Source organism: Halomonas sp. A020 (assembly GCF_027943625.1).
Classification (GTDB): domain Bacteria; phylum Pseudomonadota; class Gammaproteobacteria; order Pseudomonadales; family Halomonadaceae; genus Vreelandella; species Vreelandella piezotolerans.
In genome coordinates this window covers 1,403,425-1,426,705 of sequence record NZ_AP022850.1, presented here as the reverse complement: position 1 = coordinate 1,426,705, position 23,281 = coordinate 1,403,425, and the positions used below count along the sequence as shown (strand labels likewise).

Annotated in this window: 23 protein-coding genes; 4 read left to right on the top strand and 19 right to left on the bottom strand. The window is 57.2% G+C overall.

Annotated elements, in window-relative coordinates; genetic code table 11:
* Positions 1 to 34: 34 nt before the first annotated feature.
* From cheZ to FRH_RS06490, 18 genes are all read right to left on the bottom strand, one after another.
* On the bottom strand, positions 35 to 730 hold the full coding sequence (gene cheZ, locus FRH_RS06575; RefSeq protein ID WP_139527817.1) for a protein phosphatase CheZ: 696 nt from the start codon (positions 728 to 730) through the stop codon (positions 35 to 37).
* A 42-nt stretch (positions 731 to 772) separates the two neighbouring features.
* Complete coding sequence (cheY, locus tag FRH_RS06570) at positions 773 to 1,162, bottom strand: chemotaxis response regulator CheY (protein ID WP_139527816.1); 390 nt, start codon at positions 1,160 to 1,162, stop codon at positions 773 to 775.
* A 53-nt stretch (positions 1,163 to 1,215) separates the two neighbouring features.
* The gene (locus FRH_RS06565; RefSeq protein WP_281997983.1) at positions 1,216 to 2,928 is read right to left on the bottom strand and encodes a methyl-accepting chemotaxis protein; all 1,713 of its coding nucleotides are present in this window, start codon (positions 2,926 to 2,928) and stop codon (positions 1,216 to 1,218) included.
* 53 nt (positions 2,929 to 2,981) lie between these two features.
* Positions 2,982 to 4,043 (bottom strand): chemotaxis response regulator protein-glutamate methylesterase, encoded by a 1,062-nt coding sequence (locus tag FRH_RS06560; RefSeq protein WP_139527814.1) that lies wholly within the window; start codon positions 4,041 to 4,043, stop codon positions 2,982 to 2,984.
* An 87-nt stretch (positions 4,044 to 4,130) separates the two neighbouring features.
* The gene (locus FRH_RS06555; RefSeq protein WP_139527813.1) at positions 4,131 to 5,000 is read right to left on the bottom strand and encodes a CheR family methyltransferase; all 870 of its coding nucleotides are present in this window, start codon (positions 4,998 to 5,000) and stop codon (positions 4,131 to 4,133) included.
* Positions 4,997 to 7,177, bottom strand: coding sequence for a methyl-accepting chemotaxis protein (locus FRH_RS06550; protein ID WP_281997982.1), 2,181 nt, complete (start codon positions 7,175 to 7,177; stop codon positions 4,997 to 4,999). The genes FRH_RS06555 and FRH_RS06550 overlap by 4 nt, the downstream gene beginning before the upstream one ends.
* Before the next feature lie 66 nt (positions 7,178 to 7,243).
* Positions 7,244 to 8,527, bottom strand: coding sequence for a methyl-accepting chemotaxis protein (locus FRH_RS06545; protein WP_281998154.1), 1,284 nt, complete (start codon positions 8,525 to 8,527; stop codon positions 7,244 to 7,246).
* A gap of 130 nt (positions 8,528 to 8,657) precedes the next feature.
* Positions 8,658 to 9,158 carry a chemotaxis protein CheW gene (cheW, locus tag FRH_RS06540; RefSeq protein WP_139527811.1) on the bottom strand — a complete coding sequence of 167 codons (501 nt, stop codon included), beginning with the start codon at positions 9,156 to 9,158 and terminating at the stop codon, positions 8,658 to 8,660.
* Complete coding sequence (cheA, locus tag FRH_RS06535; protein WP_139527810.1) at positions 9,155 to 11,242, bottom strand: chemotaxis protein CheA; 2,088 nt, start codon at positions 11,240 to 11,242, stop codon at positions 9,155 to 9,157. The genes cheW and cheA overlap by 4 nt, the downstream gene beginning before the upstream one ends.
* A 45-nt stretch (positions 11,243 to 11,287) precedes the next feature.
* Complete coding sequence (motB, locus tag FRH_RS06530; protein WP_139527809.1) at positions 11,288 to 12,268, bottom strand: flagellar motor protein MotB; 981 nt, start codon at positions 12,266 to 12,268, stop codon at positions 11,288 to 11,290.
* Positions 12,265 to 13,134, bottom strand: a complete 870-nt coding sequence (gene motA / locus FRH_RS06525; RefSeq protein WP_139527808.1) for a flagellar motor stator protein MotA — start codon at positions 13,132 to 13,134, stop codon at positions 12,265 to 12,267. Before motA ends, motB begins: the two co-directional genes overlap by 4 nt.
* A gap of 223 nt (positions 13,135 to 13,357) precedes the next feature.
* Entirely contained in the window at positions 13,358 to 13,882 is a 525-nt protein-coding gene (flhC, locus tag FRH_RS06520) for a flagellar transcriptional regulator FlhC (protein ID WP_139527807.1), read from the bottom strand.
* Positions 13,879 to 14,211 carry a flagellar transcriptional regulator FlhD gene (flhD, locus tag FRH_RS06515; protein ID WP_139527806.1) on the bottom strand — a complete coding sequence of 111 codons (333 nt, stop codon included), beginning with the start codon at positions 14,209 to 14,211 and terminating at the stop codon, positions 13,879 to 13,881. Before flhD ends, flhC begins: the two co-directional genes overlap by 4 nt.
* Before the next feature lie 103 nt (positions 14,212 to 14,314).
* Positions 14,315 to 14,611, bottom strand: a complete 297-nt coding sequence (locus FRH_RS06510; protein WP_281997981.1) for an EscU/YscU/HrcU family type III secretion system export apparatus switch protein — start codon at positions 14,609 to 14,611, stop codon at positions 14,315 to 14,317.
* Entirely contained in the window at positions 14,592 to 15,812 is a 1,221-nt protein-coding gene (locus FRH_RS06505) for a flagellar hook-length control protein FliK (protein WP_281997980.1), read from the bottom strand. Before FRH_RS06505 ends, FRH_RS06510 begins: the two co-directional genes overlap by 20 nt.
* Positions 15,809 to 16,216, bottom strand: a complete 408-nt coding sequence (fliT, locus tag FRH_RS06500; RefSeq protein ID WP_139527803.1) for a flagellar protein FliT — start codon at positions 16,214 to 16,216, stop codon at positions 15,809 to 15,811. Before fliT ends, FRH_RS06505 begins: the two co-directional genes overlap by 4 nt.
* A gap of 7 nt (positions 16,217 to 16,223) precedes the next feature.
* Positions 16,224 to 16,640: a flagellar export chaperone FliS gene (gene fliS, locus FRH_RS06495; protein WP_139527802.1), complete on the bottom strand. Its 417-nt coding sequence runs from the start codon at positions 16,638 to 16,640 to the stop codon at positions 16,224 to 16,226.
* A 166-nt stretch (positions 16,641 to 16,806) separates the two neighbouring features.
* A complete protein-coding gene (locus tag FRH_RS06490) occupies positions 16,807 to 18,498 on the bottom strand; it encodes an HD domain-containing phosphohydrolase (RefSeq protein WP_139527801.1) in 1,692 nt (563 codons plus the stop codon).
* A gap of 262 nt (positions 18,499 to 18,760) precedes the next feature.
* Here FRH_RS06490 and FRH_RS06485 point away from each other — a divergent pair, with 262 nt between their 5' ends.
* Positions 18,761 to 19,117 carry a flagellar protein FlaG gene (locus FRH_RS06485; protein WP_153843272.1) on the top strand — a complete coding sequence of 119 codons (357 nt, stop codon included), beginning with the start codon at positions 18,761 to 18,763 and terminating at the stop codon, positions 19,115 to 19,117.
* Positions 19,118 to 19,188: 71 nt separating this feature from the next.
* Here the strand turns inward: FRH_RS06485 and fliE are convergent, their stop codons facing one another.
* The gene (gene fliE / locus FRH_RS06480) at positions 19,189 to 19,515 is read right to left on the bottom strand and encodes a flagellar hook-basal body complex protein FliE (protein ID WP_139527799.1); all 327 of its coding nucleotides are present in this window, start codon (positions 19,513 to 19,515) and stop codon (positions 19,189 to 19,191) included.
* A gap of 256 nt (positions 19,516 to 19,771) precedes the next feature.
* Between fliE and fliF the strand changes: the two genes are divergently transcribed.
* The 3 genes from fliF to fliH are packed head-to-tail and all read left to right on the top strand — an operon-like array spanning position 19,772 to position 23,280.
* Positions 19,772 to 21,529, top strand: a complete 1,758-nt coding sequence (gene fliF, locus FRH_RS06475) for a flagellar basal-body MS-ring/collar protein FliF (RefSeq protein ID WP_139527798.1) — start codon at positions 19,772 to 19,774, stop codon at positions 21,527 to 21,529.
* Positions 21,522 to 22,526 carry a flagellar motor switch protein FliG gene (gene fliG, locus FRH_RS06470; RefSeq protein WP_139527797.1) on the top strand — a complete coding sequence of 335 codons (1,005 nt, stop codon included), beginning with the start codon at positions 21,522 to 21,524 and terminating at the stop codon, positions 22,524 to 22,526. Before fliF ends, fliG begins: the two co-directional genes overlap by 8 nt.
* Entirely contained in the window at positions 22,519 to 23,280 is a 762-nt protein-coding gene (gene fliH, locus FRH_RS06465) for a flagellar assembly protein FliH (RefSeq protein ID WP_139527796.1), read from the top strand. The genes fliG and fliH overlap by 8 nt, the downstream gene beginning before the upstream one ends.
* The last annotated feature ends 1 nt before the right edge of the window (position 23,281 follow it).

The following is a 23,281-nucleotide window of genomic DNA, read 5'->3' as shown; positions in this document are numbered from 1 at the left end:
AGGCAGAGGCTTACAATATGCTAATAACCCGGCATTAAAAGCCTAATTCGTCCAATAAGTCGTCTACCTGATCCTGTCCGGTGACGATATCAGGGGCGTTCGCTTTCACCTGCGGCCCATTGAGAAGGTCTTCATTGCGACGCGCGTTCTCGTTTTTCCACTGATCTTCCGCCTTGCGCTGCATCGTTTCGCGCGCTTCTGCGCCCGGCACGTTGTCGATCAGTACCTGAACCAGCTGGTGCTCGATCTCACGAATCACGTCCATCATCTTTTTGATGACTTGGCCCGTGAGATCCTGGAAATCCTGAGCCATCATGATGTCCAGCAGCTCTTTATTGGTCGCTGCGGTGATCTGCGGCACATCGCTCAGGTAGGTCCGCGTTTCTTTGACTAGCGCCTTGGCGTCATCCAGTTCCTTGGGCGCTTCGAACCACTCACCCCAGCGTTTATCCAAAGCTTCGGCACGCTCAGAGAGCTGGTCTTGCAGCGGCTGCGCCCGATCGATGGCGTTGAGCGCCTTGTCCGCCGCCTGCTCGGTCATCGTTGCCACATAGTGCAGTCGGTCACGGGCATCGGGAATCGCTTCGGCGGCCTTCTCGATCTCCTTGTCCAAGCCAAGCTCGCGCATGTTGTCGCGCAGCATGCGGGTGAGCTTACCAATACGAAAGATCAGGTCTTCAGCGGCTTCTTCGGACAGTTGGGCAGAACCACCCTGCTCATTCTGACTCATTGTGTTGTCTCCTCGTTAACCGAGCACCTTGGCTCCGCCGCGTCATTTACCCATTTTCTCGAAGATTTTATTCAGCTTCTCTTCTAGGGTGGCGGCTGTGAACGGCTTGACGACGTAACCATTGGCACCCGCTTGTGCGGCGGCAATGATGTTCTCTTTTTTGGCCTCTGCCGTCACCATTAGAACCGGCAGATCTTTCAACGCATCATCCTGACGGATCTCTTTGAGCATCTCCAAACCATCGAGATTCGGCATGTTCCAATCCGACACGACGAATTCGAAGTTGCCAGCGCGCAGCTTGTTCAACGCATCCTGGCCGTCTTCGGCTTCATCTACATTGGTAAACCCGAGCTCTTTCAACAGGCTGCGGACGATCCGGCGCATGGTGGGAAAGTCGTCTACTACCAAGAAGCTCATGTTCTTATCGGCCATGGGTCATCCTCTCACTAACATCATGTATTGGGTGACTGTGAATTCAGTCAGGGTTAAAACTCTTCCCACTCATCGTGGGCCTGGGTCGTCGTTTGATGCCGCGGCGGTGCAACAGGAGCCGCAGCCGCCGATGTGTTCTGAGCCAGCTTGTGCGGTGCACGTTGGGTAGCGGCATGCTGTGCCGGCAGGGCGCTACGCGCGGACGAGTCGCTCAGCACCTGAAAGATGGCCACCGCTTCTTCCAAGCGATTCGCCTGCTCTTCCAGCGACGCCGCAGCGGCAGAGGCTTGTTGCACTAGCGCCGCGTTTTGCTGTGTCACTTGATCCATCTGCCCAACGGCCTGACTCACCTGCTCGATCCCGTCACTCTGCTCCTGAGAGGCGGCGGAGATCTCATCCATGATATCGGTCACACGACGCACCGCCGTGACGACATCGGTCATCGTTTGTCCTGCCTTTTCTACCAGAGAAGAGCCCTGGTTGATTTGACTAACAGACGCCTCGATCAGCGTTTTAATCTCTTTTGCCGCATCGGCACTGCGGCTAGCGAGGTTGCGCACTTCGCCTGCCACGACGGCAAAGCCGCGCCCCTGCTCACCGGCACGCGCCGCCTCGACCGACGCATTGAGCGCTAAGATATTGGTCTGGAAAGCAATCGAATCGATCACACTGGTAATATCGGCCACCTTTTGTGAGCTGGACGAGATGCCCTGCATGGTATCGACCACCTGCTGCACCACTTCGCCCCCCTGCTCTGCCGTGGTCGAGGCGTCCGCTGCGAGCGTGCTGGCCTGACGAGCATTGTCGGCATTCTGTTTCACCGTGGCCGTCATCTGCTCCATGCTGGCGGCCGTTTGCTCGATCGAGGCGGCCTGCTGCTCGGTGCGAGACGACAGATCCGCGTTACCGCTGGCGATTTCTCGCGTACCATGGTGAATTTCTCGGCTGCCCTCACGTACCCGCGTCACGGTCGTGCTGAGATTCTGCTGCATGGTCGCCATGGCCGCAAAAAGGCGCCCAATTTCGTTCTTGCCTGCTTCAGGCAACGGCTGAGTCAAATCTGCCTGAGCGATACGGTCCAGCCGCTGAACGGCATCGTTCAGCGGTGCAATGACCGTACGGCGCAAGCCCATATAGATCGTCAGGGCGACTAACAGCGCCAGCCCCACGGCGAGCGCATTGATCAACGTGAAAGTATCCCCCTGGGCCTCCGCGTCGGCACGGGTCGTCGCCACACGCTCGAAGCCATACTGAACGAACGCCGTAATACTCGCTGCCAGTGCTTCCAACGGCTGGGCTAACTCCCCCCGCAACTGATTGAAAGTGTTGATATCCATAAACGCGAAGCTTTCGTGCTGCTGCTTGACGAGCGCGAGCACCGTGTGGAAATTGTCCTCCACGGCCTCCCCTAGCACTTGTCCTTGGGGCGTACGGGGCGTCGTCGCAAAATTATTGAAGCGCGCCTCTGCCCGCTCGATCCGATTGGCTGCCACCTCTACCTGCTCGTTGGACTGCTGCGTACGACCCACCATCAATAGATTGGACGCCGTTTCCATCGCCAGCATGGCCTGATTGAGGAGCGAGTCAGCACGGTTCAACTCGTTGAGCTGCTCGTTGCCGATCTGATTGAGCGTGGCAAGATTACTCTGCGCACTGCGATCGGCCATGACACCAAGCCCGGCCACCACCAAAATAAGGGTGACCAAACAGGCAAGTGCCGTGACGACGGCGGTATGGATACGGAGATTGCGCAGCAAGCGGTTCATTGTTGTCGTTTCCCTTGTCAATAGCTATCCAGGTGATGTTCGATATCGTGGTGTCAAACCCGCTGCGCGCGACCGGAAGCGGCGATTAGCGCCATCAGTCGAGACGGGATGTCGTCGAGCGCCACCACTTCGACCGCTCCGCCAACGGCAATCGCCTCACGCGGCATGCCGAAGACCACGCAAGACTCTTCGTTCTGAGCGATGGTGGGCGCGCCAGCCTGGCGCATCTCTAATAAACCGGCCGCGCCGTCCTTGCCCATCCCCGTGAGAATCACACCAATGGCGTTTTTACCGGCGTGCTTCGACGCCGAGTGAAACAGCACATCGACGGAGGGGCGATGACGGTTGACCGGTGGCCCATCGTTGAGCCGTGCGACGTAGTTAGCGCCGCTGCGGGCCAGCTCCAGGTGTTGGTCGCCGGGCGCGATATAGGCGTGCCCTGGCAGCACGCGCTCACCGTCCGTGGCCTCTTTCACGGTAATACGGCACAAACGATCCAGACGCTCGGCAAAAGAGCGTGTAAAGCCCCCAGGCATGTGCTGAGTGATCAGAATCGCTGGCGCATTGGCAGGCAGTGGCTCCAGCACCGCACGAATGGCTTCGGTGCCGCCGGTGGAAGCACCAATGATGATCAGCTTTTCACTGGTCATCATCGGGGCTTTGAGCTGACTCGGAGGCGGCGTGTTTTTGTGACGCGCTTGGCGCGGTCGAGAGCGTGCGGCAGCGCGGAGTTTATCGGCAATCTCGTTGGCGTACTCCATCATGCCGCTGCGAATACCCAGGCTCGGCTTGGCGACAAAATCCAACGCGCCCAGCTCCAGTGCTCGTAACGTGATTTCAGAGCCACTTTGCGTCAACGATGACACCATCAGAACCGGCATGGGACGCAAACGCATCAGCCGTTCGAGAAAGTCGAGACCGTCCATGCGCGGCATCTCGACATCCAACGTCAGCACGTCAGGGTTATGCTGCTTGATCAGATCCCGGGCAGCGATGGGGTCAGGCGCAACGGCGACGACTTCCATGTCGGGCTGAGAGTTGATGATTTCTGTCAGCAAATCACGGATCAACGCCGAGTCATCGACGCACAACACTTTAATCTTGGCTGCGCTCAAAGCACGCCTCCTCTTACGATAGCCATTGCCGCGTTGCTCGTCCGAGCCCTATCCCAAGGTCGAGCACAACGCGCATTTTTTATTCGCTTATTTCGCGAGGGTGTAGACTGTTTGCCCGCGCAACTTAAACGCATCGCTGATATACGAGAAGTTTTCGGAGTGACCGGCAAAGAGCAGGCCATCAGGCTTCATCAGCGGCGCGAACCGCTTCAATATCTTAGCCTGCGTATCTTTATCGAAATAAATCATAATATTACGACAAAAGACCGCATCGAATGGCCCCTTTACTGGCCACTGTGGCGCCAGTAGGTTGAGCGGCATGAACTCGACCAGCGCCGAGACCTCCGGCCGCACCCTGGCGAGCCCCACATGGTTGCCTGTGCCCTTTTGAAAGAACCGCTTGACGCGCGACTCATCGAGTTTGCGCACCTGCTCCTGGGGATAAATGCCCTTACGTGCTTTGGCCAGCGCTTCTGTGTCGATGTCCGTGGCGATGACCTTGGCTTGCGACGCCTTGGGCCCCAACGTTTCCAACAGCGTCATGGCGATGGAGTAAGGCTCTTCTCCCGTCGATGCCGCTGAACACCAGATGGTGACGGGATCAGGCTTGTGCTTGATATGCTCGGCCAGCAGTGGAAAGTGGTGGGCTTCACGAAAAAATGCCGTGAGATTGGTCGTCAGTGCATTGGTGAACGCCTCCCACTCTTTCGCGTCGGGCTGACGCTCCAGCCGCGACAGGTAGTCGGTAAAGCGCGTCATGCCGTGATGACGCAGCCGCTTGGCCAAGCGGCTGTAGACCATTTCACGCTTATGCTCGGCCAAAACGATGCCTGCGCGCTGATAGATCAGCTCTCGAATACGCGCAAAATCCGCATCGGTCAGCACCAGATCGCGTTCGATCTGTCCACTGGACGCCCATTGGCCTGCGTCGCTACCCCGTTCGCGTTGGTCTGTCAAAACTCTTCCCACTCCTCTACAGTGGCCATCTGCCGCTTCTTGTGACTCGGCACCGGCGCTGTGGCACTGCTGATCTGCGCTGTTGCAGGTGATGCCTTGACGTTCGGTAAAACGGTGGCGCCCGTGGAAACGGCTGGCGGCGTCAATGGTCCCTGACTGGTTAGCCGGAATGCTTCTACCGATAGCGCCAGCAGACTTGCCTGCTGCTCTAATGCCATGGCCGCTTGTGCCGTTTCTTGCACGCGCAGGGCGTTTTGCTGTGTGGCTTGATCCATTTCTGCGACGGCCTGATTGACCTCCGCAATACCGCTGCTCTGCTCCTCCGAGGCGGACGAGATATCGTGCATGATATGGGTCACGCTACGCGCCGCTTCGGCAACTTCGCTAATCGCCGCCTCGGCTTTCTCGACGAGCCCTGCTCCCGCACTGACCTGCTGACTGGAGGTATCGATCAACGCACGAATCTCTTGCGATGCGCCAGCACTGCGCCCGGCCAACTTGCGCACCTCTTCGGCCACCACGGCGAACCCACGGCCATGCTCACCTGCCCGAGCAGCCTCGACCGACGCATTCAGCGCCAAGATATTGGTCTGAAATGCGATCGAGTCGATGACGTTGATGATCTCGGTCATTTTTTGGGAGCTTTGGGTAATCCGCTGCATATTGGCGACCAGTTGCGTCATCAATTCACCGGTTTGTGTCACTCTTGTTGCATTATTATCGGCCAGACGACGCGCTTCTTGAGCATTATCACTGTTTTGACGCACCGTCGTGGTCATCTCCTCCATGCTCGAGGCGGTTTGCTGTAGCGACGCGGCCTGCTGTTCGGTGCGCGATGAGAGCGCCTCGTTGCCACTGGCGATATTCTTGGCGGCAGGCGTCACCACGTCGATGCCATCTTTCACATCGCGGATGATGCTGCTCAAGCTTTTGCGCATGGTGTTCAGCGAGTCCATTAATTGACCTATCTCATCACGCCGCTTGGGCGGTACGCGAGCCGCTAGGTTGCCACCGGCAATTTGCAGCGTGAAACGCGAGGCACGCTTTAGCGGCGTAATAATCGAGCGCAGCGTTACGACGCTGATGAGCACCAGCAGCAACAGCCCAACACCCAGCATCGCTGCCTGAGCCGTCAACATGGTCGCTTGGCCACGCTCGGCATCTGCCGCCATGGCTTCGGCGGCTGCCTGCTTCTGTGCAATCAGCTCATTGACCATGCCCGACAAGGCCCGCCCATCCTCGTTCATCACACTGATCACGGCATCCAAGCCGGTAAAGGCTTGATAGGTCTCTTCAGCCTGAAGCACGCTCGCCGCTTGATTCATCCCATTCGTCAGGAAGGCCTGAAGCTGTTCGTTGAACGACTCGGCCAGAGGAGTTGCGTTCACCTCTCGACCATAGAACGCCTCCCACACGCTGGCCACTTCAGCCGCGTTGTCGGCAACGGCCTCGCCCATCTCAAAACGTTGATTGATCAGTTCCATCCGCTCGGGTTCGATCATCGACTGACGCGTCTGGGCAATGGTTTGGTCGATCTGCTGCAAACGAATGACGTCCCTGAGTCCGTCGTCGTTTAGCTCGCCTAGCCGCTCACCCGCTACGTTCAAACCATAAAGGCCTAAGCCGCCGCTAGCCATGAGCAGCGCCCCTGCGACGACGACCATGCCGATCAGCTTGGCGCGAATGGTGTCGAGCCGGATGCGTTTGAGACGCTGCCAACCCCCTTTTTGACGTAAGCGACCTTTATCGAGGTAGAGACGTTTATTGCGCCCTTCGCGCATTTCCGCGTAGCGCTGCTCGGCTTGCGCAATGGCGTCTCGGGTTGCTTGCACGCGTACCGAGGTGTAACCAATCACTTGGTCATTTTCTACGATCGGGGTCACGCTAGCGTCGACCCAATAGTGGTCGCCGTTTTTACAGCGGTTTTTCACGAGCCCCCGCCAGGTGTCTCCCGCCTGGACGGTTTGCCAAAGATTATGAAACGCGGGTGGCGGCATGTCCGGATGGCGAATCAGGTTATGCGGCGCGCCAATTAGCTCGTCGTGTCGATAGCCACTGATCTCGATGAACGCCGGGTTGGCGTAGGTAATGCGCCCTTTCAAATCCGTACGCGAGACCAAAAAATCGTCTTGTTTGAGTTCAACTTCCCGTTGAGTCACTGGCTGGTTATTACGCATCTTGCTGCCTTGTTATTGATGTTGTAGCGCGTGTGGAGCCTTGCGATTAGCGAAAATGCCGTCGCGTCAAAAGGCTTCCCACTCGTCTTGGCTGGTGGTAAGAGGTTTCGCCACCGGCTGGGCAGAGCGGGTCGGCACCGAGGCGATGGTCGCCGTGGTGGTCATTCGCGTTGGTGCCTGGGCTGGGCTCTCGCCCGCCACTTGGAAACGCTCGACGGCCTCACGCAGGCGCGCCGCCTCGCTCTCGAGTTCGTTGGCGCTCCGCGCGGCTTGCTGCACCAACTGCGCATTTTGCTGAACGACTTGGTCCATTTGCGCAACGGCCTGATTCACTTGGCCGATACCGTTACTCTGCTCTTCCGATGCAGAGGCAATCTCATCCATGATGTCGCTGACGCGTTGGACGGCGGCCACCAAATCCTGCATGGTCTGGCCTGCCTGATTGACACGCTGAGTGCCCACATCCACTTTACCCAGCGATGCATCGATTAAGGTGCGAATCTCTTTGGCGGCACTGGCACTGCGGCTGGCCAGGCTACGAACCTCCTGAGCCACGACGGCAAACCCTTTGCCATGCTCGCCGGCACGGGCCGCCTCGACCGACGCGTTCAGCGCCAAAATATTGGTTTGAAAAGCGATGTTATCGATCAGCGTGATGATATCAGCGACCTGATGGGAGCTGGCGCTGATCTCTTGCATGGTGTCGACGATATGGCTCACTTCTTCGCCGCTGCGCCGTGCCGTCAGCGTCGCGTCTCCTGCCAACTGGCTTGCCTGCCGAGCATTGTCGGCATTGTGGCTAACGGTCGACGCGAGTTGCTCCATGCTCGATGCCGTCTCTTCAAGGGACGAAGCCTGCTGCTCGGTGCGCGAAGAGAGGTCGTTGTTCCCACTGGCAATGTGCTGGGAGCGCTCGAAGATGGTCGTCCCACTGCGCCTGACGACGCCAACGGTCTCAGAGAGGGAGCACTGCATATGGGCCATGGCGGTATAGAGCTTGCCAATCTCGTTGTTGCCGGGAGAGCGGATCTGCTGGCTGAGATCGCCTTGCGCCATCCGCTCGAAATAGCCTACCAACCGGTCCAAGGGGCGCAGCACGTTGGCACTCACGCCCCATATCACCACCGCGACCGTGAGTAACGTCATCACGACCACACCAATCAATACCCAGCGAATCTGGGAGGCAAAGGCTTGGAACGCCAACTGCTGAGCTTGTGGATCACTGGCACTTTGGACGATGTTGGCGCCATGATGCAACGCATAAAGCCCAATACCGCAGGCGATGAGTACCCATACTGAGAAGGTGGCCAACACGAGCCCCCAGCTTAGACGAACGGTCATGTTGCTCATCAGTTGACGTACTAGCTGTGTCACACGCTTTTCTCCAAACACAACCATACTGGCCAGCGCTATCCATGGCGCCAGAGTGGGTATTCATTGACTTAAGGCGGGCACACTCCCTGTGCCCTGCGGTAGGTCTTTAGTGGTGGCTGGTGCTGTCGACCAGCGCCATTTCCTCGCTGGTGAGCAGCTTGTCGATATCGACCAGGACGAGCATCCGATCGTCTAGGCTGCCGAGACCGCTCAGGAAATCGGAGGAGAGCGTAACGCCAAATTCGGGCGCGGGTTTGATTTGATCCGGCGTCAGGGTCATGACGTCGGATACGCCGTCGACCACGATGCCGACGATACGATCCGCGACGTTGACGACGATGACGACCGTCTGGCCACCGTACTCGACGTTATCCAGATGAAACTTGATACGTAGGTCCACGATCGGCACGATGACGCCGCGCAGATTCGTCACCCCTTTAATAAAGTCGGGCGCATTGGCGATACGGGTCACGTTTTCGTAACCGCGGATCTCCTGCACCTTCAAAATATCGATGGCGTACTCTTCATCACCCAGCGAGAATACGAGAAACTCACGGTTTTCCGCTTCGGCGGCGGCTAGCACCGCCTCATTAGATGCTTGACTCATGACGGCTCAGCCTCCTTGTAATAAGAGAGATGGGGTTGGTTAGCGACTTTCCCTGCTTCTTTTTTGGCACGGCTTAAACGGTGTAAGCCAGTGATATCGAGAATTAGCGCAACGCTGCCATCTCCCAAGATGGTAGCGGCCGATACGCCGGGCACTTTGCGATAATTGTCTTCGAGGTTCTTCACCACGACCTGCTGCTGGCCGATGAGCTCATCCACCAACATGGCGTAGCGACGCCCTTCCCCCTGAACGATGACAGCAATACTCTTGGTCGGGTCGGTAATGGCGTTTTCGACATCCAGCACTTCGTGAATGGCAATGACTGGGAGGTACTCATCGCGCACTTTGAGCACCACATCGTCCCCTGCCATGGCGTACATGTCTCCCTTGGCAGGCTGTAGCGACTCCAGCACGGTAGACAGGGGCAGAATAAAGGTTTCGTTGCCGACTTTGATCGACATACCGTCCAGAATGGCCAGCGTTAGCGGCAGTACGATCCGCGTATTGGTGCCTTCGCCTTTTTTGGACTGAATTTCAACGCGCCCACCCATGCCTTGGATGTTTCGCTTGACCACGTCCATCCCCACGCCACGACCGGAGACATCGGTCACCTCTTTCGCCGTGGAGAAACCAGGCGCAAAGATCAGTTGATAGACGTCCTCGTCCGACATGGTATCCGAGACGTTGAGGCCGTTTTCACGAGCTTTGGCCAGCAGGCGATCCCGGTCCATACCAGCCCCGTCGTCGCGAACTTCGATCAGAATATTGCCACCCTGGTGACGGGCGGAAAGCACCAGTTTGCCGGTACGCGGCTTACCCAACGCCTCGCGCTCGTCGGGCATCTCGATACCATGATCCAAGCTGTTACGCACCAAGTGCGTCAGCGGGTCGGTGATGCGCTCGACCAAGCTCTTATCCAACTCGGTGGATTTGCCTTCCGTCACCAGCTCGATCTCTTTACCGAGCTTGCCTGCAGTGTCACGCACGACTCGTGGGAAGCGGCTGAACACGAACTCCATGGGGATCATACGAATCGACATGACCGCTTCTTGAAGGTCGCGGGCGTTACGCTGCAACAAGCTCATGCCATTTTGCAGGGAACTATTGCCCACCGACTGGTCGCCAAGGTCACTGACCGTTTGATCGAGCATCGACTGTGTAATGATCAGCTCGCCTACCAAGTTGATGATCTGATCGACCTTATCCACCGACACACGAATCGAGGATGACTCTGCGGCCGCTTTTTTGGGCGCTGCCTTCGCCGATTTACTGGTGGTTGCTTTGGCAGGCTCTTTCAGCGCAGGTGCAGCCGGCTTCGCTTCAACGGCCGGTGCTTCTGCGGCAGGCGTGACGTCTTTCGCTTTCGCGTCGGGCGCCGCAGCAGGGGCTGCTGCGCCCAACGCCGTGATTTCAATTTGGTCAGGCTCGATAATGAAGCACATGACGGCTTCGATATCATCGGCACTGACACCACCGCTCAGGGTGACTTCGTAGCGTTTTTCATCGCCCGACTGAGATTGAATGTCGCCTAACTGCTCTAGCTCTTCGACGAGTAGCCCACGGTCTTTGTCGCCAACGTTGAGAAGCGCCACTTTGAGTAACTGCTCACTGCCAGCCGACGCCTCTTTCTCATCTTGAGGTGCCTCTTTCTTGGGGGCCGGAGCCGGAGCCGCAGCGGGCGCATCGAGCGTCTTGCCAATCTCTTCAAGGGCAATTTGCTGTAACGTCTGGCAGATACGCTCGTACGCTTCTTGGTTAGGCTCTTCCTCGTTGCGGTAGGCATCGAGCTGCTCGTGCATGATGTCTTTGGCCTCTAAAAAGGTATCCACGTGCTCGGCACGCAGGGTCAATTCGCCTTTGCGAGCATGATCCAGCAGGTTTTCGAAAATATGCGTGGTTTTCTGGAGCACGCTAAAACCGAAGGTCCCTGCGCCACCTTTGATCGAGTGGGCGGCTCGGAAGATAGCGTTTAGCTGCTCGCTATCCGGATCATCGACATCCAGTTCCAGTAAGTGCTGCTCCATATCGGCCAGCAGCTCTTCCGCTTCTTCAAAAAAGGTGTCAAAAAAATCCGCTATATCCATGCACCGCTCCACGTGAACGTCATATTTTTTTGTGACAAGCCGAGATTACTGTGCATCGTCGACCTGCGGCATATTGGGTGGCACTTGTTCTGCTGGCACTGGCTCATCGAGCGCCGTGTCGCCGGGCAACGCTTGGTCGGGGAGCAGTGCCTCAGGCACATTGCCCTCCGGCAGCGTGTCATCTGCCGACAGAATGCCTGGATTACGAATGGCTTCAGCGATCTCAGGCAGCAGGACGACGAGCTCGATACGACGATTGATCGGATCCGTGGGCGAAGTGTCAGACAACAGTACGCGGTCCGCAAAGCCCGATACGCGCAAAAGTTGATCTGGGTCAAGCCCACCGGCCACTAATTCGCGACGCGACGCATTGGCTCGGTCATTGGACAGCTCCCAGTTGCTGTAACCCCGGTAACCACCCGCATAGGGAACACTGTCAGTGTGCCCACTGATGCTTAGGTCGTTCGGCAATTCGTTCAACAGCGGTGCCATGGTGCGCAATAGGCTGCGCATATACGGCGCCACTTGATCGCTACCCAGCTCGAACATCGGGCGCTGCTCGGTGTCCAGCAATTGAATGCGCAGTCCTTCCCGGGTCAAATCGAAGCGCATTTGGTTGCGCAGCTCACGCAGCTCCGGGTCACGCTCGATGGCGCGCTCGATACGCTCTTGCAGATCATCGAAGAAACGCCTTTCCTGAGCGCTTGGGCGTGTTTGCTGTAGTACGTCGATGCGCGCACGCTCACCGTCGCTGTGCGTGGGGTCAGGCCCTCCACCAGGAATCACGCGTGTACTGCCCGACCTATCTCCTCCGGTAATGGCGGTCACGAGCGGGGTGCTGAAGTACTCCGCAACGCCCCTCCGGGTTTCGTCACTGGAGACACTCAAAATCCACATCACCAAGAAGAGGGCCATTAGTGCGGTCATGAAATCCGCCAGCGCGATTTTCCACGCTCCCCCATGGTGGGCGTGCACCACTTTCTTACGCCTGATGACAATCGGGCGCTTATCGCCACCTTTACTCATGCATTACCGCCCTTTTTGGCGTCGCGCACGTACTCTTCCAGTTCGGTAAAGCTGGGTCGTTCAGCGGTATGCAGGGCTTTACGACCAAATTCGACGGCGAGCTGAGGGGCGTAGCCGTGCAAGCTCGCCAGCAGTGTTACGCGAATGCACTGCAGCATTTTTTCTGCTTCTTTCGCCTGGCGATCGGCATAGCTGGCGATCGGGCTGATAAAGCCGTAGCCCATCAAAATACCGAGGAAGGTCCCCACGAGCGCATGGGCAATCATTTCGCCCATCTGCTCGGGACTGGCGTCAGCGTAGGTAAGTGCTTTAATGACACCCATAACGGCCGCCACGATACCAAAGGCTGGCATCGCATCGCCGACCTTCGCAATGGCATCGATGGGCACATGGGCTTCCTGCTCAAACACTTCGATTTCATGCAGCATCAGCTCATCGATTTCCATGGGCTCCATGCCGCCACTGACCATTAGTCGTAAGTAGTCGGTCAGGAAGTTCATGATATGCGGGTCTGCCAGCACCGAAGGATGCTCTTGAAAAAGAGGGCTCTCTTGGGGATTGTCGATATCGCGCTCGATGCCCAGCATCCCCTCACGGCGTACTTTGGAGAGGATTTTGTACTGCAACGCCATGAGCTCCATATAGAGCGCTTTATTGTACTTTTTGGTGCGCTTTAGGCGGGGCAAAATTTTGAACGACGCCTTGATGGCTTTGCCGTTGTTGGCGGCGATAAAGGCACCTACGCCAGCCCCCCCAATGATCAAAAGCTCCAATGGTTGGTAAAGAGGACCTAAGCTGCCCCCTGCCAGTACATAGCCGCCGAACACACACCCTATTACGACCACATAACCTAAAAGAATCAGCACAAGCAGAGTCCTTGCGATATCGGTTTTTTTATCAAACAGAGCAGGGTCCCAGGCTTGTCCACGCAGGCACCGCTCTATCCCAACTGCTACTTAGCAACATCATACTAAGACGAATGCGCTGTTTAATGAAAAAGTACCACCGCCTTTTACCGCTATCTAAGCGTTAGAGAGGTAGTTTATTGACTCACCGCCACGCCGCTAGAGGTGTGACAATTTTATACGTTCAGCGCGATGCTTTACGGGTCTTGCCAGCCCGGGAAGGGGGCTGGCAAATACCGCAGACATAGTCGTGCGTTGGGCTGTGGGCATGAGCGACGAAGTGGCCTTCACAACGTGTACAGGTGGTCAGCTGCAAAAGATCACTTTCGAAAAAGCGCACCAGTGTCCAAGCACGTGTCAGCCCAAGCACAGGCTCCACACCTTCCAAAGAAATCTGCTCTTCGTACAGTCGATAAGCCTTAACGAAGGCGTCGATGCGCTCACAGCCAGCGCCTTTCAGCAGCCCGACATAAATGTTGTAGAAGAACGAGGAGTGCACGTTGGGCAGCCAAGTGACGAACCAATCCGCAGAGAATGGCAGCATCCCCTTAGGCGGCGACATTCCGCGCACTTCTTTGTAAAGTTTGATCAAGCGGGTACGGCTCAGCTCCGTCTCCGTCTCCAACACCTGCAAACGTGCACCTAATTCGATCAGCTCAATGGCCAGCTGTACTTGGTGCATTTCATCAACCAAGCTTTTCTGGCTCACTTCGACTCTCCTGACGTCAGTGATCTCATCGGCTCACAGGCAGATAGCAGTGACGCATGCAGCCCCGACAGCCCTTGATCCCTAGGGTTTTCAAGAATGTCGCGCAGCCGCTGTCCACTCGAGTGGCTGAACCGGCAGACCAACTGGTTGCTCCGCGCCAGCTTGGTCAATTGCCACGCATTGAGCGATATCAAAAGGTCGGCGAGCTCACCATCGATTTTTAGGCGAAACATCGCTGCCTCACGATCTTCGCTCAACAGCCGCTGCGCAAGTAATAGATACGCTAAGTTGATCTCTTGAATTTCATCGAGAAAGCTTGTTTGACTCATAGTGTCCCATCGAACGACACAGGCGCTACATTGTGACCGTTATACTGGCGCCATTGATGACTTTTGTTCCCAGTATCATGGTTGCATACAACGCTTGCATTGGCTACTTGAGCCTTTCACGCTGAGTCAGCCCACTGTCCGATAGCTCAAAGACCCAGACGAGCAGCTCAGCGACGACCTGATACAAGCTGGCAGGTATCTCTGCATCTAAGTCTAACTGCATTAATAGCGCTACCAATTCTGGGGCATCGTGTACGTAGATACCCTGGCGCTGCGCTTCCGCCATAATCCGCTCTGCAAGCTCCCCGTATCCTTTTGCCACGACACGTGGAGCCCGCTCTCCCTCTTGATAGGCCAGCGCGACGGCTTGGCGGCGTCGATCATCCGCGATCGGCATCATCGCTCTCCAATGTTACATGTCTCACCATGACACGAACTTTACGGAAATCGAAGGCACTTAACCGCTGCTCCAACGCGCCAACGCCCTCTTCTAGGCGCTGTTGAGTCGTCACATTATCGGCCGTCAAATCGATCGTTAGAGTTCCCTGATAAAGTGACAGCGCAATGCTAAAGCGTCCGAGATTAGGGACATCGAGCTGCATTTCCGACCGCCACCCCTCGTCTGCCTCACCCTCGTCCCCCCCCGCGCCTTTTTGCCCGTCGCGGCCGGGCAGATGGATCACGAGCGCCATAAAAATCCCCGCCCAGACATCACCTTCCCAGCGCAGCGTCGGCGTTACCATCATCTCCAATTGCTGACGCACGAGCCCTTGCAAGCTCTCGTGAACGATCTCCTTGGGCCCTCCTCGACTCGACACGTCCCATTCGCTGCTCACTGGCAAGGCCACGGGCACCTGAGGCAGCTCTCGACTGACCGTCAAGGGAGGTGGCGTAGCGCTGGGGCTGGGCGGCAACAGGGCGGGACGCTCTAGCAGTAGCTGACCGCCCGCTGCCGGGGTCAGCGATGTATTAGGCAAAATGGCTAACGGCGCCGAGCTCGCCAATAGCGCCGACGCAGGAGCCGTGGAGGTGGTATTCAGCACTGCCGATGTAGCGTTAGGCACGAAGATGGCGGCAGGGCGAGGACCAGGCTGCATTTGTGGTTCACGCATCAGCTGTTGACGGGGAGCCTCACCTTGAAACCAGCGCTTAAGGTGGGATTCGTAAAAGAGACCGCTGTCTCGAATACTCGCCTCTAATCGGTTAGCCAATACCGTTGCCGAGGGCGTCTCCTGCGTTGTCATTAGCGGCGCTTGTGGACGTAGCACGGTGGGAGGAGCAGGAAAACGCAGCAACACATCGGCGATAGTGCGCGCCGCCGGACTGAAATGCGTTTGCGTGGAGCTAGGAGCCCCAGTGGGCAGCGCGCCCGGTGGCGCTTGTCGAAACCCATCGGGCGAGCCTGGCAAGCGCTTTAGATCACCCAATAGCGGTGCGAGTGGGCGGCCATCCAGCCCAGCATCACCCTGTAACGCTCTTGGTCCGTCACCGGCATATACCGGTTGAACGGGCGCATTCAAAGCACGCTGTGTGGACACCTCGGCTTGGCGGCCAAGCACCTGATGCAACAGGGTGTCGATAAGCGGCGTAATGCCACTCACGACGCCCCCTTATCGCGAGAGGGATCGCTCTCGTAAGCGTCGTAGGCCCCCTGCTGGGGCGCATAAGCGCGGTGCAAATCCCGCTGACGCTGGGTGACACCGATCAACTTGCCAAGCTCATCACGCCGGGCAACCAAGCGGCGACGAATCTCAACGTCATGCTCCAGAATTTGCTCTAGCAGTTCAGACTTGCGCTGCTTACCCTGCGCATCGAGCACGACCGTGACATCTAATTCACGCAGCTCTTCAACCAGCACCACGTAATTACTGCGCTGTTCGATCAGTTCTGCCCACTGCTCTGCGTTCGCCAGCTCATGCATATGGTGAACGCGCACCAGCAGCTTTGAATAAGCATCCAAGAGTGCCTGTTGCGAATGACGATGGGCTGTTTCGGAAGCTGCCATGCTTGCCTCATGCACTCTGCTGTTGACCGATTTCACGCCATGCGGAAGCGATATCTTCAAGTAAACGCTCGGCTTGATTGAGGCTCTCTTCGTCGTTGCGTAAGTTAGCCGCCAACAGCAAGCGAGCGATATAGTCGTACAGTGACGCAAGCCGCTCGGCAATAACGCCACCTTTCTCTTGATCAAGGGCCGCCGCCAGGCCGTTATTGATAATGTCGAGAGCCTTGGAAATCGAGCGCCCTTTTTCGGCCCGATTACCAGCTTGCATATGAATACGTGCTGCACGGATGGCTGCCTGAGCACCGTCAAAAAGCATCACGATCAGTTGATGCGGGTCAGCAGACATCACACCACTTTCAACGCCGACACGGGCATACGCACTTGCACCACGTCCATTAGCGGCGCCACCGCGAGTGTAAGTCATTGGCGGGCACTCCTGTATGAGGTAAAACGACAGCCGTTACTTCGCAGCGAACGGCTGTTTCAACTGAGTGGTTGAGCATGCTTGCTCAGCTATTCAATATATCGGCGCGGGCGTCGCGGACTTTAAACATAATGGCGTTTTAATTTTGCCACCCTGCGCGGGACACCTATGTCGAGACGGCTACTTCACGGATGGGTTTACCCAGTCGTTCCAAGACGTCGCCTCGAATGACCGCACCCAAATTGTCACGCATGGGTGGCTCTGGCTGCTGCGTCAACACGACCTCTAGCGGCGAACCACTGTCATCGAGACGTAGTACCCAGGCCAACTGTTCGCTCGAAAAGAGCGCCAAAGAACCCACCGGTAGCGTTTTGAAATGCTCGATGTAACGCTTGATCCAGCGCGGGTCGAACTGATGCGGATGCGCAAGGAGGTGTCGGTAGATCTGCTGAGCGGTGCGCCCTGGGCGATCCGCACGGTCGCGCCGCATGGCTTCTACCACATCGACGACCGCACTCGCTTTTGCCAACTCGTTGATGTCCTCACCGGTCAACCCTTCTGGATAACCGCTACCATCCAGCCGCTCATTGATACCACCAATGACGGCTTGCGCCACGGTGGCAGAGAGCCACTGGCAGGTATGTAGACGCGCCAATAGTAGCGACACGTGCTCACTGAGCGCGCGACGATGGGTCGCCTCAAAGCTAGGCGCCTTGAACACTACCTGAGGTATCAACGCTTTACCCAGGTCGTGAACCAATCCACTTGCCACGATGGCCTTACGCACTTCCCGGGGCATGTTATTGCCTACCAAGTCCAGTAGATGCACCGCCACGGCGATACCGTGGCGCACCAGCAGCGGCTCCAATGAAAGACAGCGAGAAGCAAACAATAGCCCTTCACGATCCTCTTCGTGCAGCATCAACAAACGGTCGGCATTGCGTGAAAGCTGGCGTGAATCGATGTCGCTCCCCTGCTGAAGCAGCAGCAACTGGGCATCCAAAAACGCCGCCACTTTGACCAAGCGCCGCGCCATTGGTGTCGCGTAGCGACGAATATCTCGTCTTCCCACGTGCTCGGTATCCGGCGCACGACGACTAGGCTGCTCGAAAAGGGGCGACGGCTGACGCTCTTCTTGGGCTTCTTTTTTATAACGCGACGCTTCGCGCTCGATCTCGCAGACGAAGTACCAAATCTGGCGCTCTTGTTCGGACGTGCAGCCTGTAAAACGGAAGCCAACGCGCAATAAGTGACGCTCAGGGTCGGTTTTTTGGTGCCGCGCAACCGCGTGAACCTCGAAGTAAGTGCCATTAGGGAAAGTCAACGCAATCTTCAGCGGCGCATCGGTCTCTGCCAGCACGCCACTAGCGGCCAACGGCAACTCAAGCTGGCATCCGTCTTGCGACAGGTCGCGAAGCTCGCCCAGCACACTTTCATCCCCATCCCCAAAGACGGTCGCCGCCACCACCATACCCATGCGCAGTTCGGCACGATAGGACTCACGACGCTGCAAAACGTCGACTGAGGCAGGATAATCACTGCAACATAAAAAACGACCGCCAGAACGGCGGGTTTCGGTCAACGAGAGAAGCGGCGTTCTCACTACTTTACCCTGGGATTGACCACGCAAGAAAAACTGCTCTCCTTGCTGCAAGCGGCCCAGCAAGTAGTCGACGGAGGAGAGATCCATGACGAGCGTGTCGCCCTCATGCTGCTCCATCAACACAATAGGCTCTGGACTCGCATCAGGGGCTGCCAAGCAAAGAGACACGCCGCCACTCTCGATCATGGTGTTTAATAGAGAGCTTATGGCCGACGCGCTAGTGACGCTCTCGTACTCATCTTGCTGGACTTCCATGCGTGCCTCACTTTCCCCAACGCGTTATGTATTAACACCCATCACAAAGTAACAAAGCATAACAGAAGCTTTCATTGAGCCGTATGCCCGCCATAGGGCTAATAACACTTTCTTTTCGTCTATAGTAAAAACTATAAAGTTGATGGCAAACATGCCGATAGACTTGTGAAGAGGCTCATCACCGAACGGTAAACGGCCTCACGCCTTTACTCGGTTACGCTACCTAGCCATGACTGGCTTCGCTTAGGGAGGAACGTTGTATATGGGCCCATTCATCGTTGATTCAATCGCCTCATCACTCGTCGCCGCACTGCCGCAGGAGCGCTCACGCCATGATTCCAGCCTCATTGCGATCACGCCTACCCCCCTCCAGCCAGCACCCTCAGACACTCAACCCGCGACCAGAGAAGAGCTGGTGGAACCTATCCAGCGCATCAACGATGTCATGCGCCCTCGTGGGCTTGAATTCGACATCAGTGAGGATTCATCGCGCATCATCACCCGAGTGATCGATCGAGAAACGGGCGATGTGATACGCCAAATCCCTGCAGAAGAGATATTACAAATGGCCGAACGCCTGGAGGAACTGCAAGGCAAGCTTATCTCTTCACAAGCGTAACGGTAGCAGCGCACGGCCAAGAGCGTCGGCATCGTGTCAGCCGACCACCCTCTCGGCTTAAGCTAAACGCCTTACACCTGCATATTCATAACGTCGCGGTATGCGGTCACTAAACGATTGCGTACCTGCATACCCATTTGAAAGGCCACGCTCGCTTTCTGCATATCGACCATGACATCGTTCAGTTCGACGTTCGGCTCACCAGCCTGAAACGCCATCGCTTTCGCGTTGGCCGACTGCTGTAAACGATTGATACGCTGAATAGAAGCCTGCAGCTCACTACCAAAGCCCGACTGCCCAACCGACGTCGTTAGCTGCTCGCCCTTGATCGGCTGAGCCGCCTGGGCGGCGAGCCCTTGCATCTGCTGCAGCGCAGACTGTATGGAAGGTGAACTCATACACTTGCCTCAATTTGCGGGTGGCCATTTAATGCCGCAAGCCTACCATCGGTACGAAAAGCCTCATACGTACAAATGCGTGTGAAAAGCCAAGCTTTTCGTTCATTTATGGTTGACGCCCCCCAGGATAATGGCGTCCATCACAATTCCGCTTCATTCTTTCAGCGGATAACCGCGATTGACGGATATAGCCTATGCCTTCTTTGGTGATGCGCCTTGGTCGACCCCCGTTTTGCCTTCCCATCTGGAGGGACGCATGAGCGAAACGGGTGCGACGGCAGGCCGTCAAAACAGCACGACACAAAGCCCTCCGCGTAGCGGAGCTGCAGAGAACGACACCAACAGCCCATCGGTTTTTGAGCGCACTATGAAGCAGTTGCGCGGCAATCCGCTTGTGGTCGTTTTGGTGGCCGCTGCTGCGTCTATCGCGATTGTGGCAGCCCTCTTCATGTGGGCCAGCAGTCCCGACTACCGGGTGCTTTATAGCAACCTCAGCGAAGCTGACGGCGGCCGAATCATTACAGAGCTAGATACCCGTGGCGTTCCCTATCAGTTCAGCCAGGGTGGCCAAGCCCTGCTGGTACCCAGCGACCAAGTGCACACCCTGCGCCTTCAACTGGCCGAACAGGGTCTACCGCAAGGGGGTAACCTGGGTCTAGAGCTCATGGAAACGCAGGCGTTCGGTATTAGCCAGTTTGCTGAGCAGGTCAACTTCCAACGTGGACTGGAAGGTGAGCTTGCCCGGTCCATCGAGTCGCTGGGGCCCGTCGAACGCGTCCGAGTGCATCTTTCCATGGCGAAGCCGTCGGTCTTCATCCGCGACCGGGAGCCTGCCAAGGCATCCGTCGTGCTCACTCTGTTACCTGGGCGGGTACTGGGTGAGGGTCAGGTGAGCGCCATCGTCCACATGGTGTCCAGCAGCGTGCCCGAACTCGCCATTGAGGACGTCACCGTCGTCGATCAAAACGGGCGTCTACTGACAGCCAACAGCGCCCAAGGCAACGATCTAGACGGCACTCAGCTGGCCTATATCACGGAAGTCGAACGCTCTTACCAGCAGCGGATCGAAAACATCCTGTCGCCTATCATGGGCAGCGACAATGTACGCGCCCAGGTAGCGGCTCAAATCGATTTTTCGCGTCGTGAGCAAACCTCCGAGCGCTATAGCCCCAACCAAGCACCTAACGAGTCCGCCGTACGCAGTCGCCAGCTGAGCCTGTCGTACGATGGCGAAGACCCGTTAGCGACCGGCATTCCTGGCGCGCTCAGCAATACTCCGCCAGGTGTCGCTCCCTCCCCCATCAATCAGCCAGATGCAGAAGAGGGCGATGGGAACGACGATGCCGAGCCCGGTGCGCTGCGCAACCTGCGTCAAGAAGACGTGGTGAATTACGAAGTCGACCGCAGCATCGAGCACGTTCAGCATCGCCTAGGCCAAGTCCAAAGGCTCTCTGCAGCGGTCGTTGTCAATTTCCGTCGCGTGACCAATGAAGAGGGCGAGGTAGAACAGGTGGCTCTCAGCGCCGAGGAGATCGCCCAGATCGAACGCCTTGTTCAGCAGGCCATGGGATTCTCTGAGCTACGAGGCGACCAAGTCGAAGTCGTGAATACGCCCTTTGCCGCCGATGACGAGACTCGCATCGAAACGGAGTGGTGGCAGCACCCCGACAACATCGCCATGGCGACGACGCTGGGCCGCTACCTTCTTGTCGCTATTGCCGCCTTGCTACTCTATTGGCTGATTTTGCGCCCGCTGATCAAGCGCTACACGCAACCTCCGGTGATGGCGGCTGCCATGCCTGGAGGAACGCTGAGTACGCGCATAGGAGATGAAGAGGACGAGCAGGAGAGTGAGAGTGATGGCGACGAGGAAGACACCTACAGCAGCAAGCCCAAGCGCCGTCGCAAAACGTCGCTCTACGAACACAACCTTAACGATCTGCGAGAGATGGCTCAGGAAGACCCCCGTATGGTCGCGATGATCATTCGCAGTTGGATGAACGCCAATGACTAGCATTGCCGAAATGAGCGGCGCTCGTAAAAGCGCCATTCTCCTGCTGGCGCTGGATGAAGACAGCGCCGCAGAGGTGTTCAAATTCCTCAGCGCCAGCGAAGTGCAAGAGATCAGTACCGAAATGGCGCGGCTTCACCAAGTCTCCCATGAAGACATGAAAGCCGTGCTAGAAGCCTTCCATCGCGAGACCGAAGAGTTCGTGGCCCTGAACCTCAACTCAAGCGAACACATTCGGTCGGTGCTGACCAAGGCGCTGGGCAGTGAGCGAGCCACCAGCCTCATCGAGGACATTCTCGAATCTACGGGCGAAAACTCCGGTATCGATGCCCTGAACCTGATGGAAGCATCCATGGTATCGGAGCTTATCCGCGACGAGCACCCGCAGATCATTGCGACCATCCTGGTACACCTGGATCGTCATCAGGCGGCCGATATTCTCGAGCTGTTCGAAGAGAAGTTGCGTAACGATGTCGTCCTGCGGATTGCCACGTTCAGCGGCGTTCAGCCTGCCGCTCTGCAGGAGCTCACCGAGGTGCTCAGCAGTATGCTCGATGGCCAGAACCTCAAGCGTAGCAAAATGGGCGGCGTAAGAACGGCGGCCGAGATCCTCAACCTGATGAATTCGTCTCAGGAAGAAGTGGCCATCGAGACCGTTCGTTCGCACAGCGAAGATCTTGCCCAGAAAATCATCGACGAGATGTTCCTGTTCGAGAACTTGCTGGACCTGGACAACCGTGCCATTCAGATGGTGCTACAAGAAGTCGAGACGAACTCCTTGGTGGTGGCACTCAAGGGAGCCCAAGACGCGCTGGTGGACAAATTCCTGCGCAACATGTCCCAGCGTGCTGCCGACTTGGTTCGCGAAGACATGGAAGCCCGTGGCCCCATTCGCGTTTCCCAGGTAGAAACCGAGCAGAAAGCGATTCTACAAATCGTTCGCCGCCTGGCTGATTCAGGTGAAATCGTCCTAGCAGGTGGAGACGACGAGTATGTCTAATACGCATGCTCCCGAGTTTGACCGTCACGGAGATTGGCGACGTTGGCAAATGGACGAGCTGACCTCGTCCCGCCGCTCACAATTCGACAGCCATGGCACTGTGCCTAACGAACACCAGCGAAAAGTCGAGGCGGCACGGCGCGCAGCAGAGGAAGCGCGGGTACGTGAAGAGCAAGAGCGTAAAGACATTTACGAACGACTGCGCAAAGCCGCCGAAGAAGAGGGGTACCAGGCAGGGCTGGCGCGCGGACATGAAGAGGGGTATACCCAAGGCCTTAACGAAGGCCGCGAGCATGCCGCGCAAGAGCTCAACGAACAAATCCGCCAGAGCGTGACACCTCTGGCGGCGTTAGCTAAACAGTTCTCCGATGCTCTTGAGCGCCTTGACGACACCATTGCTCACGACCTGGTAGAGCTTGCTTTGACCACCGGCAAGCAGTTGGCAGGCGAGGCATTGGCAGACCATCCCGACCATATTCTCGCCATCGTGCGAGAGCTGCTGCACACCGAGCCTCCGCTCGTTGGCAGCCAACGGCTATGGCTCAACCCCGCTGACCATGAACTCGTCGCTGAGCACTTAGGCAGCGAGCTAGAAGCGGCCAGTTGGACGCTGCAGCCGGATGACCAGCTGGCACGTGGTGGCTGTCGCTTGACCAGCGCCCAGGGCGAATTGGATGCCACGTTCGAAAGCCGTTGGCAGAGCGTCCAAGCTCAGCTCCGTAAGCGCCACAGCGCGCCATCATCGGGAGCGTAAT